A 16396-nucleotide genomic window follows, 5' to 3' on the forward strand; every position below is an offset into this window, starting at 1 on the left:
TGTTTTATTTTATAATTGAAGGTTAACTCCAAAAATGAATGTTTTAGTAGTAGGGTAAGCAGACAATTCTATACCAGTAGTACTGGTAGGATCACCATCTTGATTAAGCTCTGGCGTAAAACCAGAATACTTAGTAAACATGAATGGGTTCTGTACGGTAAAGTACATACGAGCCCTGTTTAAGAATGAGATCTCATTAAAAGTATATCCCAGCGTCATGTTGTTGATTCTGAAATAATCTCCTTTTTCTAACCAATATGAAGAAGCGTATGAATCTCTGTTTGCTCCCGGCGCTGAGTTTGTAGAACCATCACCCGTCCAGCGATTATTAAATGTTTCCTGAGTTACATTCTCACCACCTAATCTTGTATTTGCAAGACCGTTATAAACTTTGTTGCCACCTACACCAAAACCAGCTACACTCAAGTCAAATTGTTTGTAGTTCACATTGATGTTTACACCATAGTTATACGTGGGAATATAAGAGCCAAAGTATTTCTTATCGCGGTCGTCAATTGCACCGTCACCGTTTTGATCTACATATCGTAAATGACCCGGAGCTGCATTTCCTATTGAAGCGTTGTTATCAATTTCATCCTGATTTTGCCAAACCCCGTCAGCTTCATACATCCACCATGAGAAAAGAGGTTCACCTTCTTTTAAACGTTTTGTGATCTGACCATTTCCTAAGCTTCCGCCAGTTGCACCGTCATATCCGGAAACTACATTCTCAACCGTGTTCTTGTTAGTAGATACGTTTACACCTATACTGTAAGTAAAGTTGTCACCTATATTATCTTTCCAGTTAACAAGACCTTCAAAACCTACATTAGATACTTCTGCTGCCTGAGCTAAAAAGTTTCCTTCTGCAGCAGAGTTCAATGTGTTTCTAACATTGATTATCGCATTGGTATTTCTTCTGTTGTAGTAGTCAATTGTACCGGTAAGTTTGTTATCAAGAAGACCGAAGTCAAAACCAGCTTCCCATTCTTCTGTTACTTCCCAACGAAGAGGCTCTACCGGGCTGCCAAAAGAGGCACCGTAAATAAGAGTTTGCGAAGGACCAAAGACGTAGTTTTGGTTTCCGCTACCGCCATTGGTTTCAACCTGCTGTACGTTAAAAGGCACATTAGCATTACCTAATTTACCCCAACCTCCAAATAGTTTAAGATTAGTTAGTAATTCGTTGTTGCTAAGAAATTCTTCTTTTGTCAACGTCCAGCCCACACTAAATGCAGGGAAATTATCAAAGTAATTTTCACCAGTTACAAAATCACTGGTACCATCACGTCTTAAAACTGCTCTTAAGAAATATTTTTTAGCGTAATCATATTCAACTCTACCAAAATAAGACTGCAGATTTGTAGACTGATTGATAGTCTGGTTTACTGTATTATCAAAGAAAGAAGAAGTTCTTCTGCTTAAGTTTCTCAATCTTTTTTCCTGAAATACATCGTAAGCCTGGGCATTGAGTTCTTCTCTGCCACCAAAATTCTCTCGGCTTATTCCGGCTGTCGCCGAAATATTGTGATCTCCTACAGAAGTCGTGTAGGTAAGAAACCCTTCAAGGTTCCATCTAAAGTAATTTGCATTTATAACGCGATAAGAATTATTAGCAAATTCTGTTGAAATAGTACCATCGCCGTCTGTATCTACACGACCGGCTTCAAATTGAGTTACTGTTCTGCGAGGATCTGAATCTAACCAGCGCTCACGTATCTCACTAAATTCTTTGTTTTCTGAATAGAACTGGGTTGCACCAAAACGACCAGTAAATGTTAATCCTTCTGCAATGTCTAATTCTGCTGCTACCTGCCCTTGTAAAGTAAGGGTGTTAATGTCCTGATCCTGATAGAAAACATCTGCAACAGGGTTACCATGAGGATATAATCTACCAATAGATTCTCCTTCTGCTCCCTGATAGCCTACAAAACCTGTGGTTTGATTTACATAAGACTGGGCAAAACGACCATTATCGTAGTATACGGGAACTAAAGGTGATTGTCTGTAGGCATTTGTAAATGAACCAAAGGGCTTTGGTGCCTCATTTGTGTATGAAATGTTCACATTCGGTATAATTCTCAGTTTATCATCTAACACATGAAAAGTGTTGTTACTGCGTATCGTACCACGACTGTATTTATTATCTCTTAGAATCCCTTCTTCTTCATAATAGTTATAACTGAAGAAATAATTTACAGCATCTGTAGCTCCTGAAACTGAGAAACTATTGTTACTTATGTTCCCTATTTGTAACAGCTCGTCAAACCAATCTGTATTGAATTGTTGATTAGGTTGAAGTTGAAAACCTCCTACAGCGGCGCTTTCTTCATTAAAGTATTGCGTGTACTGAGAAGCGTTAGCCATATCAACTTTGTTAAGAACACTTCGTACACCGTAGTAAGACTCAATATTAAATGTTGGCTTTCCTTTTTTACCTTTTTTGGTTGTAATAAGAATTACACCATTAGCCGCACGAATACCATAGATGTTAGCATAACTGGCTCCTTTAAGAAAGTCAATTGACTCTATGTCATTTGGGTTAATGCTGCGTATATCTTGTACAGGTTGACCATCTACAACATAAAAAGGATCACGACCACCTTCTGCAGTACCTAAACCACGCACCATTACTGTAGGGGTGGCACCTGGAGAGTCATTAGCAATAATATTTACACCAGCCACTTTACCTTGTATAGATTGCATAGGTGTAAGCGCAGGTTGTTTAGTAATGTCTTCACTGTCTACAGAAACTACTGCACCGGTGATATCACTTCGCTTTTGATTACCATAACCAATAACAACCACTTCTTCAAGCTCTGAGGCTTCGTCTTGTAGTATAACGTTATAGGTGTCTTGTGCGTCAATAGTAAAGGTATACGCCTGAAAACCCAAATAGGTTACGCGTATAGTTTCACCCTGACTAACTTCTAAAGAAAAATTTCCATCAAAATCTGTGACGGTGTAATTTTCTTTATCTATCACTTTAACCTCGGCTCCCGGAAGAGGAACATCGCGGCTATCTGTAACAATACCGGTTATTGTTTTGGTGTCCAGGGCAAAAACCCCGGTGCCTGACAATAAAAGTAAAAAGATGAGTAATGATTTAACTTTCATGAGCAGTTTTTTTAGATTGTATGTTGAAACTTTCAAGAAAATTAGGCCAATAGTATCTTATCAGAAGTACATAACTATTACATCAAAATGTTAAATATTTATAAATAACTATAAAACAGGTTATTACAAGTTTTAAATTTTAATTATAACGTTTTCGTAAATTTACTTGATGTAGTGTTGATGTAGTATTTATGTGTTAAAAAACACATTGAAGTAATGCATATTAATAATTACTTATTAGAAATTTTGATAAGCTTTTACCTGATTTTAGATTGAGTTTTTTGCGCAGTCTGTAGCGATGAATTTCTACTCCTCTAACCGAAATTGCCATCAAAGGAGCGATCTCTTTTGTCGTTAAATTCATTTTTAAATAGGCACAAAGTTTAAGATCTTTTGTACTTAAGGATGGATATTTCTGAAGCAGATCGTGAAAGAAATCGTCATTAATTTCACTAAAATTAGTTTCAAAAACCTTCCAGTTATCCTTCCCTTCAAGCATATGATTTATCTTAGTCTGGATATTTTTGAACTTATATTGATTGTCAAATTTATCTTTTACATCATCGAGTTCTTTTTGCACTTCAAGCAGCGAGCGGTTGCGTTTTGCAGCCAGATAAGTGGTGTTTGCCAGTTCTTTGCGCTTATTGTTAATCTCACTAAGTAATTTGTTGCGTTCTGCTATTTGCAAATTTCTTTCTTGTTCTTTAATCAGGCGCTGCTCGACTTCCTGCCTGTGCTTGTTCAATTTTCTTCTATTGACTACATAGATGAGAATAATTATTAAAATTAGCAGGCATGCATAAACCCCAAGCATGAGATTACTGTAATACCAGGCTGGTGCTACTGTGAAGTTTAATATAAGCGGTTCTTTACTAAGCGTACCATTTGATAAGGCCCATATTTTAAGTTCGTAATCTCTTGAGGCTAAATTTTGAAATTCAATATTTCCCTTTAAAGCATAACCTTGTCTTCCGTTTAACGTGTAATAAAATAGGGGAGAGGCTAATTGCGGGGCAGCCACAAGAATACGAATGCTGGATGCCGCTTTATGCGAAATTTCAAAATCGTTCTCTGTAAGGGGAAAATCGCTGTTTTCATCACTAAAACCGGTAAAAATGGGGGCGAGAAAATCATTTGACGCTGCTTCTCTTTTTAACTGATTGATGTTTACTGCAGCAAAGCCTTCATACAGCGTTATGAGATTAATGCTGTCATTGATCTTGACCACCTTATCATAGCCTTTAATTAATCGGTTTTCTATTTGGGGTTCATAAACATATAGACTATCTGTGGTAAAATTGGTATAGACTAAGCCATTACCATGGCGGTTCTTAAACCAATAAAAATCATCCTCATCGCTTACAAGACTGTAACTTGAGTAATTTTTTAGTTCGTTAAAAGGTTCTATTTCATCATTTATTGTGTTGTAGCGAAACCAATTACCGGCGTTATAAAAGCATATTTCATTACGTATCTTATGTATTGAGGTCTTGTATGCGGTAAAGAGGGAATCATTCTTATAAACCTTCAAATTCTTAACTTCTCCGGTTGCAGGATCAAGAGTCAACTTAAAAAATCCTTTATAAGGATGCGATGCCCAGGCAGTCTCGTCATCCTGAAAAACCACTTTATCTGTTGGCGTGTTGGGTGCCTCAAAAGTTTGTAGATAATTAAGTGAATTATCTCTCAGCTTCTTGTAAAGACTTAAACCGTTATAAGTTGAATTGATATACAGATCGCTGGTATTGGGAATTTTATCCAGGCGATAGCTACCTGTACGTTCTGAAACCGGAAATATCTTATCATTTGCTATTTTAAATATGCCGCGGTTGTGGTTGCCATAAAGCTGCTCACCTATCTGCGAGAAATTCCAGACCTGCCCCTGTGATCCCTCTATAAAAAACTGCTCATTATCCTTTAAAAAATGAATACCGGTATTAGTTCCAAGATAAATTTTATGCTGATAAGAAGCGACATCATAAACAGCACCCAGCTCACCACTTTTATCGCGATAGTATGAAATGGCAGCATCAAGATCTATTGCATCCAGGCCGTTATCGAGGCCTATCCAGAGGGTTTTTGCCTGTACTTCAAGAGCGAGAACGGTATTGTTCTGCAAACCATTACCGCGGTGAAAGTTTTTTAGAATTTCGCCCTGAGCGTTAGTTGTAATAATACCTCCCTTTATAGTGCCAAAAACCACCTGATTATGGAAGATTTTGACCTTGTTTAGCTCGTTTTTTAGCAGGAATTCATGAAGAGCGTCACTTCCCCAGCGCATTAATTTATTCTCCTGTAATTTGAAAACTCCGCTAAGTTTTGTGCCTACAAGTACAGTGTCTTTGAGCAGAGCCAACGTATTAATTGCATCGCCAGAAGCAATGGGTTCTTTAGTGAGCGGTGTGAAATTTGAATCGCTGAAGCGGAAGAGCCGCCCATCGCTGCTTCCTAATAATATCTCATTTTCTGTTACCAGAAGCGAAGCAATTAAAAAAGAAGGTTTGTAAGCTTGTATAGAATCATCTTTATAGAGATAAATCTTACCGAAGGATCTAAAAATTATACCTTGAGGAGATGCAGCTATCTGCCAGAATTCTTCATTATCAAAAGTATCTTTAATAAGGTGGGTGAGCGATGTGTATTTTAAAGAACCAAATTCATCATTTTCCCAGTACCCAAACTCTTCATAAGAACCTGTGTAGATTTTTCCCTGGTGATAAAAAACAGAACGAATTATGGTTTTATTAGGTAATTGAAATTTAGTCCAGCGTTGACCGTCATAACGCAGCAGCCCTTCATTATTGGCAACATAAATAAAACCTCTCTCGTCACTGCTCAACCCCCAGTTCTGGCTGGCGGCATTGTACGTTTTTGTATTATAATTAAGAACAGGGGGGATTAATTCCTGTGCAGAAGTTATTCCCCATAAAAGGAGAGCGGTGATTAACGGGGCAAATAATCTTATTTGAAGAATCTCTTTCACAACGATGAATTTCAACTTTAAAAATATAGAATGTGTAAAAATAACGCCTTACATGTTCATATTTCTAAAACGAGCATCAAAGAAAGTTTTTGGCTGTATTCATCTTGGCACTTTTATACGCGGCGAATAAAGATGTAATGGCAATTAATAACCATAACAAATCAACCACGTATAAATTGCTTTCCGGTTTTAATAATATGCTCCAGACCCAGTTTCCGCTTACAAAACCATCTAATAATGGAATAAAAATCGCTAAAATACCGCCTAAAATCAGGCAAAAACGGGTCATAAACCGCAGGTTTTTCTTTAAAAAGAGAAAGGTTGAGAATAGTAGCCAGCTAATAAAGTAGAAGCTGTAAATAAAAGACTGCCCTTCGTTAGGATAAATTTTCACGGCAATAAAGGCAAGAGCCGTTACCGGAAACATACTTAAACATATTGCCAGATAAATACGCACTACCGCATTGTTGAATTTCCTTTTTTTCTCAGGCATATTCTTTTTATCTCTTGCCACGAGCCAGATCATGACTCCGCTAACTATCACAAGACAGGAAATTATTCCCAATATAAACGAGGCTATTTTTAATAAATAGCCACCGTAATCGCCGTAATGCAGGCGATAGAGCAAATTCTTAGCCTGATCGAGATAAGATGCCTGTTTAAAAGGATCTTTTTCAAAAACAAGCAGTTGCGGTGAGATCTTATAAACAGCTTTACCCGGTGCTGTGAGTTGGTTATCATAACCCAAAGCGCCTTCAACAGCTACATGCATATTTTTGTCACCATAGTTAAAAATATGAACTTCACTAACTTCAAAGCCATTCCATTTTTCTTTCGTTTTAGAGACGAGTTCATTTATACTGAAATTGCTTTCAAGAGGGTTATTTTTAAAAGCAACAGGCTTGTCTGTAAATTCAAGATCTTCATATAATTGAGCCTGATCACCATCATAAATTGTAAAAACACTTGGCGCCACAAGTAAAATCTGTAGCATAAAGAAAGCGCCGGTAACGGCATATACAAACTGAAATGGCAAGCCTATCATGCCTAAGCCGGTATGCGCATCAGTCCATAAGGTTTTTAATTTAGCCCAGGGGCGAAAAACATAAAAATTAGACACAATCTTGTCCCAATGCACAAGAACTCCTGTGACAATAGCAAATAAGAAGCACAACGCTACAAAACCAGAAAGGTAATAACCTACAGGATAGTAGATCTGTGCAAAAAAGTGAAGGCGATATAAAAATTCACCTAACGTGTACGACTTTATATATGAATAGCTTTTGTAAGTGAGTGGGTCGAGATAGAAGTAGGCGCCCGCCTTATTTTCTTCTGTTGCTAAAGTATCTTTAGAAGCGCCTAGTGAAACATTTACTCTGCGCTCATCAAAAGTTTTAGAAATTTGTATATCGCGCCCATTCAGGTTATAATTTTTCTGAATACTATCAAGAGCTTCATCAAAATCAATGTGCATCCCCTGACTATTAGCAGTAGCTTCATTGCGTTCCCAATTCACTATTTCATCTCTAAAAAAGGAGAAAGAGCCAGCAAAAAAGATTACAAATAGTCCTACGCTTATAACAATACCACTTACCGTATGCAGATTAAAAAGAACATTATAATCTCTGTTGTTCATTGAGATAGCGGGTTAAGTGATTTGCCAAAGTAGATAGCTAATGCGAAAGCAAAAAGCAGAAGTATATAAATGCCCCAAACCTTCCAGCCATTTTTTGCGAGAAAGGGTAAGATCATGAGTACGACCCACATGATGAAGCCGCTGTAGGTTGATGTGATTAAAACTTCAGGTCTGGGCAGCCACGTTGCTAATGCCAGATGAAGAGCAATTGTCACCAGGTAGCCACCTAAAATACCAGCGCTTATTTTCGCAAAACGCTGTGTATTTGAGTTTGTAAGGTATTTTTTGTTTGCCGGCATATTAAAGCACAAAAAGTTCAATTAAAAAGGCAGTGAGCATTATTATGGTAATGAATATTGTATTAAATATTTTTAGCGGTACAAGAAGAATGCATAAACTCCCGGCAAGCATTAATACTACAAGAGCTGTGAGTATACCAGATGCATAACCATAAGCGGAAATTTGAATCAAAAACCCACCAAATAACAGTAAAAATCCGACTATTTTAGTCAGATTTTTATGCTTCCTGAGCCGATTTTCGGGAAACGCGCTACTTGTTAATTTTACTTTAGAAGAGGTGCTGTACCAAAAATAAAATCCCATTAAGATCAATAATACCGAGACAGTTATCATTTGTTGCCGGGAATACAATAAGTTACACAATGCCAGATGAACTCATAGTTGTCACCATTGTAAACTCCGGGAGCTTCTTCTTTGGTAGTAACTTCTACAATATATTTGGTATCCCATGGGAGATCAAAAGCGATGAAACCATTCTCGTCACTTTCAAGTTTTTTTGACCACAGATCAGCAACATAAATTGAAGCTTCAGTTTTTGGTAAAGGTTCACCTTTGTAAAGCACCTGAAGTTTAACTTTTCCGGTTTCGGCAGGTATGCTTTTTAGGGTGATACCTTCAGGATTATTTATAGCGGTTTCTTCATTTGCCGCTCCTACGTTTACTTTCGCGACAGCGTGATAGTGAGTCTTGAAAATTCCGAAATCATATTGTGTATAGTCAACAACGTCAATTTCATTATTATTTAAGAACAATGTATAAGTCCCGTTAACTTTTGGAATAAAAGAGCTTGAATAGAATTTCTCTTCGGCACTAGTTTGCAGGCGCGTTTTATTGCCAGCAGGATCAACCAGCCAAAGCGTGAATTTGTCCATTTTAGCAAAAGCATCGCCCCCAACTTCTTCTGTCACGCCGTAGGTATATTCACCAAAATATACGCGTACGGTTTGTTCCTGATTTAAGTTGCCTGTAGCACTGGTTTCTACCCACATATAGTGAGCAAATAACTGGGCAGATGCCATGACTAAAAATATTGATGTGATGATTATTTTTTTCATATTGACTAAAGTTTATAAGTTATAGATAATCTTGCGTTGGTTCCCGGTTCAGACTGCCAGTACATATATGTGGCATAGGCTGATCCTGAGTACAGGTATTTGTTCAAAATATTATTCACATTGAGGCGCACATTAAAGTGTCTATTTTGCCAACTTACGCCACCATCTAACCGGAAATAGTCTGGTAATTCAGATTCATTGTCTGCAGCCCAGTTCCAGGAAGAACGGTCTGCTTGAAATTGGTACCCCAGGGAAGCACCAAAACCTTTTAAAAAATTATTTTCGGTAAAGGTGTAATTTGCCCACCCATTGGTAACGTGCTTAGCATGTCCTGCGACTTTAGTGCCTATGTTATCAGGATTTGTGTCTTTGGTAATTTCTACATTGGTATTGGCATAATTAAGTACCACATTTAATTGAGGGGTGATTTTTCCCTGTATGTCAAATTCAAACCCATTAGATTCTACCTGCCCCAATTGAATGGAATAATTAATATTCTCAGGATCGCCTACCAGTACGTTGTCTTTTGTGATTTTATATGCAGTTAACGAGCTGTTTAACCGGCCATTGAACCAGGATTTTTTCAATCCTCCTTCAATATCGCTCGATTCTTCAGGATCAAAACTTTTACCTGTAGCACTTAATCCTTGTTGGGGGTAGAAAGATTCATCGTATAAGCCGTAGACTGTAAAAGTGGGCAGGATGTCATAACTCAACCCAAACCGGGGTGTGAATTTAGAAGCATCTGCCCCTGTACCATATGAGAAGATATCGGCATTGGTGTACCTTCCTGCAAGGGTTAAACGTAGTTTTTCATTAAAAAAACCAATCTCGTCCTGTAGGTAATATCCTCTTGATGTGATGCCCTGATGACCGCCCTGACCGCGTGTTTTGATACTTTGTGAACGGTCAAATATAGGCATGACCGCATTTCCATATACCGGGTTGAATACGTTGAATGGATCTTCTGCATCATCTATGGCTCCTCCCTGAGCCCAGTCTGCCCAATATTCCCTTTTGTTGTAATCAAACCCTACCAGTACGTTATGATGAATCTGGGCGGTATTAAAACTACCTGTACCAAATAGTTGAAGGATGTTAGTTTCTCCCAAAGCATCCCAAATACTTACGCCCCTAACCATATCCCCATTTTCTTCTACGGTCAGGGGCCAGGGAGTTGCACCTTCCTGATCATATTTGATATAGGAATATTGCGCCTGAAATTCCCAATTTGAATTAAATCTATGGGTGAAATTGGTGAAAGTTCCCAGTTCCTCAATCTCCGTTGTTGGAAAATTAGTGTCAATTGCAGAAAAATCTCGATCTAAGCCGCCAAAACCTATAGCAATAGGCGCAAAAACGTATGCCGAACCTAAAGGCATATCAGCTTCCTGGTAGGTGAATTCTGTAGTTAATGAGGTTTTATCTGAGAACTCATATTTTAATGAAGGCACTACCGAGATCCTGCTAGACTTTTCGAAGGGGCGATGCGATTCTTCTGTAGAAGCCATTGCGTTAATCCTGTACTGCAATTTTCCATTAGCAGTTGCATCCCCATAATCCAGAGTACCTCTGTAGGTGTCAAAACTACCTACTGCAAAAGAGGCTTCTAAAATCCTGTTTGGGCTGGGCTTTTTTGTAACCACATTATAAAAACCTCCCGGTTGTCCCGCAGCCAGCATAAAGCCGGCCGGCCCTTTTACAAACTCTATGCGCTCTACCATGCTCATATCTTCAGCTAAGGGCCCCCAGGTCATCTCTACATTCATTCCATTTCTAAATGCCGGGATCTTGAATCCCCGCATGTTGATGCGAGCAAAATTTCCCCAATGCTCGATCATTGTTGCCCCACTCACATTACGGCTCACACTTTCCATCATGGTATAAGCTTGCTGGTCTTTAAGTAAATCTGCACTGATGACCTGTATGTTTTGCGGGGTTTTTATCAAAGCTGATTTTAAGCGTAAACTGCTGGAAGGTTCTTTGGCAGCATACGTTTTTTGATCGGTAGTGATTAGTACTTCACCTAATTGTTCATTACTCTTTTGAAGTGTGATGGTTAGTTCTTTAGTTTCATTTTTGGAAAGGGTAACCGGCAGGAGTTCGGTTTTGTACCCAATTGAAGTGATTTTTAGGGTGTAACTTCCCGGAGTTACATTTTTTATTTCAAATTCACCTTGATCATTAGTGGTTGCTCCTTTATTAGTGTCAACCAGGAGTACATTGACGTTTGATATAAATTGATCATTTTCAACTACTATCTTGCCTTTAATACTTTGTCCAAATGATAAGGTTATGCAGAAAAACAGGGTGATAAAGAGAATTGGTTTTTTCATAGGTTGGTTGGTTAAAGTCCTTCCGCTTAAACCAGAAGGACTTTTGGCTAATTCAAAACATTAAAAATTATAAGTGAAATTTGCTGCTACACTTCTTAGGTTTTGCGGACTAAGAGTAGACCAGCCTTTGTAATATTCTTTGTTTGCTATATTATCTAGCTTAAGCGTAATTCTAAAATCAGGGCAGCCATAAAAGACTGATGCATTAACTATTGTATATTCTGGCGCAGTGAAAGTCCCGAGGTTATTTCGGTTATAAATTTTATTTTCACTTGCGTAATTCCCGCCAAAACCTGCTCCAAAACCTTTTAAATCGCCCTGAGAGAATGAATAACTGGCCCATAGATTTGCCAGATTTTCGGGACCCGCACCTTCTGGGCGTATACCCACAAAAGCAGCATCACCTTTTGTGAGGTCACTATCATTGTGGCTAAAACCGGCAATAAGGTGTAAACCATTAACAGGGTTTGCTGTAAGACTAAATTCTACACCTTTACTTGTTTGTTCCCCGTTTTGTATGTAGTAATAATTCTGTGCGTCCTCATCAATACGTAAAGCCACATCTTTTACAGTGATGTTGTAATAACTGATGCTTGCACTTAGTTTATTTTGAAAAAGATTGAGTTTTGTACCAAATTCAAATTGATTAGCATGCTCAGGATTAAGAGAGCGTGTAGAAATAACACCATTAGTATTTTCGGTTACAGGAGCAAGATTGCTAAACCCGTTCATGTAATTGGCAAATAGAGAAACCTGGTTGAGAATAGGTTGATATACTACACCAAATTTGGGCGAAAATGCCGTTTGTGCATATGAATCATTAGAAAATCGATCTGCACGCAGACTAGCCATAGCAGAAAGCTGAGGTAAAATATTGATCACGTTAGAGGCATAAGCACTAAATATTTCCTGCTGTGATTTTGACGGAGTTATTTTACCGTTAGCCAAGAGCGCATCTGTACCCGCTTGCGTGAGTACACCGCTGTCATCTGTATAAGTCGCAGGATCATCATTGCCTAATACTCCTTCATTAAATTGCTGTAGATTGTCACCTATGTAGATCATCCCGTTGCCTACATATGGCGAACTATTATCAATCGCATTTCTGCGAAAATAATCAAGACCTACTACGATGCGATTGCGCATAGTGCCCAGATTAAAATCGCCTATAAAATTCTGCTGAATATCTGTACCAATAATTTCAGAGTTCTGCTTGCTTATATAGCGACCCAGAACAATACCTTCAGTCACCGGGGTATATTGTGTGGTTTCGTAGAGATAAGAATAATAGCCATCAGATTTTGCAGATGATCTTGAGAATACAGTTTGTGAGGTCCATGAATCGCTCAGTCTGTAATTCATTTGTCCTTGCAGGCTGTAAGTGGGTGTTTCAATATATAGGTCATTGCCGGTATAAGAGCGTTTATGATCATAACCCAGTTCATCAATATTATGAACTCTTAACTCGGCACCGCGATCAAAGAAAAGCATGGTTTGATTAGTGCTTTTACCGGTATAAAATTCAGTATTTATAAAAAAGGAAAGACGATCATTAACCTCGTAAGAAAGTGATGGAGCAAAGAAGAACGATTTTTTAAAACCTGCATCCTGAAAACTGTTTTGAGTATGGTAAGCCGTATTTATGCGTAGGGCTATATTTTTTTCAGTACTAAGCGGTGTGTTGACATCTGCCGTAACGCGGTTAAGACCGTAACTCGCAGAAGTATATGATATGCTTCCGCCAAAATTAGTATAAGGACGTTTGGTATTTACGTTTATTAAGCCACCATAGGAGATAAGGCTGCTGCCGTAAAGCGTTCCAGATGGCCCTTTTATCACTTCTATACTCTCAATATTTGCGGGGTCAGGACTTCCGCTTGTTATACTCGGCATACCATTTACAAGGGTGGGTTGTACAGCAAAGCCGCGTAGTGAAAAGTAACCTGCCCCATCACCGCCTCTTCCTGTTGACTCCCATAGTCTGTCAATGCCAGGTGCGTTTTTTAAAGCATCGTCAAAGTTTGTAATGACCTGTTCCTGCATTAATTCAGTTGTGATTGTATTGTAAACCTGAGGGTTTTCAATGTCTGCAAGCGGCATTTTAGAAACGGCAACACTGCGTTCACGAGAAAAACTGTTGCCTTTATGGGCATTAAGGGTCACGGCATTAAGTTGCTCTTCAGAAAGAGAAAGAACAATAGTGCCCAGATCTGTGGTTTCATTGGTTTGAACAAGAACATCAATGGTTTTTGTGTTGTAGCCTATGTAAGATGCACGCAAAATATAATTGCCCGGCTGTAAATTATTAAAGATAAAATTCCCCGTAGCATCTGTAGAAGTTCCCTTACCTGTGCGCAGAAGATCAATATTTACAGAAGTAAGAGTCTCGTTTTGTGCAGTGGTTACTTTTCCTGTAATTCTTCCTGTCTGCGACCAAAGAGAAAGAGAAAATAGGAATAGTGTGGTTAGGAGTAGTTGATTTTTCATTTATTTAGATTGATTAAGAATAAGGCAAATGTAAAATGAGATTTTTAAACCACAAAGCTTATTTAGATTTAATTTAAATAAATTTTAACGTTGCTGAATGTAAGGTGTCCTGCAGGTGGGGATTTTTTAGCAGTTTTCCCCGATTTTTAACCGCAATCAGCCGATATTTTTAGTAGAATTCTATTGATGATGATTCATAACGTAAGGAAGCTGTCATAAATCAGACTACCTTTTTGCTAGTATAAAAGAAGTAAAAATGACCACTAACGATACACCACAAAATATAAAACTGTCTGTTCTCGATCTTGTTCCCGTTACACAGGGCAATAGTCATCAGCAGGCGATGCATAACAGTCTTGATCTTGCCCGCTACGTAGAAAAGCTGGGTTATGAAAGATTCTGGATTTCAGAACATCATAATATGGATAGCATTGTAAGTTCTGCAACCGTTGTTCTGCTGGGTTTTCTAGCACAGGGAACCTCTACAATACGCATTGGTTCTGGCGGGATCATGCTGCCTAATCACGCGCCGCTTATTGTCGCTGAGCAATTTGGTACGCTTGCAACTCTGTATCCAGATCGTATTGATCTTGGCTTGGGCAGAGCACCGGGTACAGACCAACTTACAGCGCAGGCTTTGCGCCAGGGCAGGCAGGAAAGTGTTCAGGATTTTCCTAATAACATAGCCGAATTACAGCAGTATTTCTCTAAAGAAAATGAGGATGAAAGAGTGCGAGCTATTCCCGGCGAAGGATTAGATATTCCTATTTACCTGTTGGGTTCAAGTACATTTAGCGCTCAGCTCGCTGGCGAAAAAGGATTGCCTTATGCTTTTGCAAGTCACTTTGCACCTGCACATTTGTACAATGCTTTAAATTTGTATAACCAAACATTTAAACCTTCAGCGCAATTGCAGAAGCCGTATGCTATGGCTTGTGTAAATGTGATCGCGGCAGAGACAGATGAAGAAGCGCAACGTCTGGCTACCAGTTTATATCAATTTGCTATGGGTATAATTACAGGTATAAGACGCCCGTTACAACCACCTATTGACACAATGAACGGTGTCTGGAACGAAGGGCAGGAGGCAATGATTAAAAATATGATGTATTTCACATTTATTGGTTCACAGGAAACCATAGAGCGTGAATTATCAGAATTTGTAGAAAGTACGGGAGTGCAGGAAATTATTGCTGTTTCACATATTTATGATCATCAGGCGCGTAAAAAATCCTATGAAATCCTCTCCGCAGCGATGAAAAATATTGGTGAACCTGCTTAAAAACCGGGTAGAAACCACTAAAAAATAGTCAAAAACCAGCCAAAATCGGCTGGTTTTTCTATTTATAAAGGGAATTTGAAAGCGCTATCTTTGTCAAAATTTTCCTTTGCGAAATGGAGCTATTCGTTTCGCATCCTTAACTTTTGAATATTATGGCCAAGAAAGGAACTCCCAAAAATACGAAGAACAAGGCGAAGCATTCTAAACTTATGGATCGCAAAAAGAATAAGGCTCGTAAGGAAAAGGATGCACGAGCTGCAAGGCTTAAAGAGATCATCAAAAGTGCAAATGCTAAAAAGGAGGAGACAGACGAAAATTGACCTCATTATACTGTTTTTGTTTTATTCATAATCTTCACACTTATTTCTTCTAGGTTCGTTAGTTTAAATGCTATAATTTTAGTGATAGTTAAAAATTTATTCAAATGAAAAACACTAAGGGAACCATTCTATTCATCTTTATGGCATTTTTTCTAAACTGGAATACACAGGCTCAGGACTGGCCAAATCTTGAACGTTTTCGCGAAGACAATAAAACTGTAGATACCACAATTACAGATCAGGTTGTATTTATGGGCAATTCTATTACTGAAGGTTGGATTAGACTTGATCCTGATTTTTTCGCGCAAGCGCCTTACGTAAACAGAGGGATAAGCGGGCAAACCACGCCACAAATGTTGTTGCGGTTTCGTCAGGATGTGATCGACCTTAAACCGGCTGCGGTAGTGATTCTTGCCGGAACCAATGATATTGCCGGCAATACCGGCCCTTCTACATTAGAAATGATCGCAGATAACATAAAATCGATGAGCGAACTGGCAAAAGCTCATGGGATTGAAGTAATTATTTCTTCAGTTTTGCCGGCAGCAGATTATCCCTGGAAACCCGGGATGGAACCTGCCGATAAGATCATAGAATTAAATAAAATGCTACAGGATTATGCTGCTACAAATGATATGATCTATCTTGATTATTTTAGTAAAATGGTAGATGATAATAAAGGGCTTCCTAAAGAACTCAGTGAGGATGGCGTGCACCCTACTCTTGCCGGTTATAAGGTTATGCAGCCTTTAGTACAAGAAGCTATAGCGAAAGCTTTAAGCGAAAAATAGCTTTTACAAGTCTGTTTCTTAACCAAAGCTTAAACTACTTCATAGCCTGAGCAAACTATAAAATTGGTTCATTTGTTTTAACCCTTAGC

The 16396-nt window shown here is 38.5% G+C and carries 10 protein-coding genes; 3 read left to right on the plus strand and 7 right to left on the minus strand.

The window, feature by feature from the left end; all coding sequences use genetic code 11:
- Positions 1–9: 9 nt before the first annotated feature.
- The 7 genes from ACH3PA_RS08510 to ACH3PA_RS08540 form a co-directional block, all read right to left on the minus strand.
- On the minus strand, positions 10–3117 hold the full coding sequence (locus ACH3PA_RS08510) for a SusC/RagA family TonB-linked outer membrane protein (protein WP_416448512.1): 3108 nt from the start codon (positions 3115–3117) through the stop codon (positions 10–12).
- A 223-nt stretch (positions 3118–3340) separates the two neighbouring features.
- Entirely contained in the window at positions 3341–6100 is a 2760-nt protein-coding gene (locus tag ACH3PA_RS08515) for a LuxR C-terminal-related transcriptional regulator (RefSeq protein WP_416445201.1), read from the minus strand.
- Between the two features lie 76 nt (positions 6101–6176).
- The gene (locus ACH3PA_RS08520; RefSeq protein ID WP_416445199.1) at positions 6177–7736 is read right to left on the minus strand and encodes a PepSY-associated TM helix domain-containing protein; all 1560 of its coding nucleotides are present in this window, start codon (positions 7734–7736) and stop codon (positions 6177–6179) included.
- Positions 7733–8035: a hypothetical protein gene (locus ACH3PA_RS08525; protein ID WP_416445197.1), complete on the minus strand. Its 303-nt coding sequence runs from the start codon at positions 8033–8035 to the stop codon at positions 7733–7735. Before ACH3PA_RS08525 ends, ACH3PA_RS08520 begins: the two co-directional genes overlap by 4 nt.
- A gap of 330 nt (positions 8036–8365) precedes the next feature.
- Positions 8366–9091, minus strand: coding sequence for a DUF4198 domain-containing protein (locus tag ACH3PA_RS08530; RefSeq protein ID WP_416445195.1), 726 nt, complete (start codon positions 9089–9091; stop codon positions 8366–8368).
- A gap of 5 nt (positions 9092–9096) precedes the next feature.
- Positions 9097–11427 carry a TonB-dependent siderophore receptor gene (locus tag ACH3PA_RS08535; protein ID WP_416445193.1) on the minus strand — a complete coding sequence of 777 codons (2331 nt, stop codon included), beginning with the start codon at positions 11425–11427 and terminating at the stop codon, positions 9097–9099.
- A gap of 60 nt (positions 11428–11487) precedes the next feature.
- The gene (locus tag ACH3PA_RS08540) at positions 11488–13914 is read right to left on the minus strand and encodes a TonB-dependent siderophore receptor (RefSeq protein ID WP_416448513.1); all 2427 of its coding nucleotides are present in this window, start codon (positions 13912–13914) and stop codon (positions 11488–11490) included.
- A 256-nt stretch (positions 13915–14170) separates the two neighbouring features.
- On the opposite strand from ACH3PA_RS08540, the gene ACH3PA_RS08545 reads away from it, so the two are divergent.
- From ACH3PA_RS08545 to ACH3PA_RS08555, 3 genes are all read left to right on the plus strand, one after another.
- Positions 14171–15196 carry an LLM class flavin-dependent oxidoreductase gene (locus tag ACH3PA_RS08545; RefSeq protein ID WP_416445188.1) on the plus strand — a complete coding sequence of 342 codons (1026 nt, stop codon included), beginning with the start codon at positions 14171–14173 and terminating at the stop codon, positions 15194–15196.
- Between the two features lie 152 nt (positions 15197–15348).
- Entirely contained in the window at positions 15349–15516 is a 168-nt protein-coding gene (locus ACH3PA_RS08550; protein WP_416445186.1) for a hypothetical protein, read from the plus strand.
- Positions 15517–15620: 104 nt separating this feature from the next.
- A complete protein-coding gene (locus tag ACH3PA_RS08555) occupies positions 15621–16307 on the plus strand; it encodes an SGNH/GDSL hydrolase family protein (RefSeq protein ID WP_416445184.1) in 687 nt (228 codons plus the stop codon).
- Positions 16308–16396 lie beyond the last annotated feature (89 nt).

Origin of the sequence: Leeuwenhoekiella sp. A2 (assembly GCF_047946655.1) — a bacterium.
Taxonomy (GTDB): Bacteria; Bacteroidota; Bacteroidia; order Flavobacteriales; family Flavobacteriaceae; genus Leeuwenhoekiella.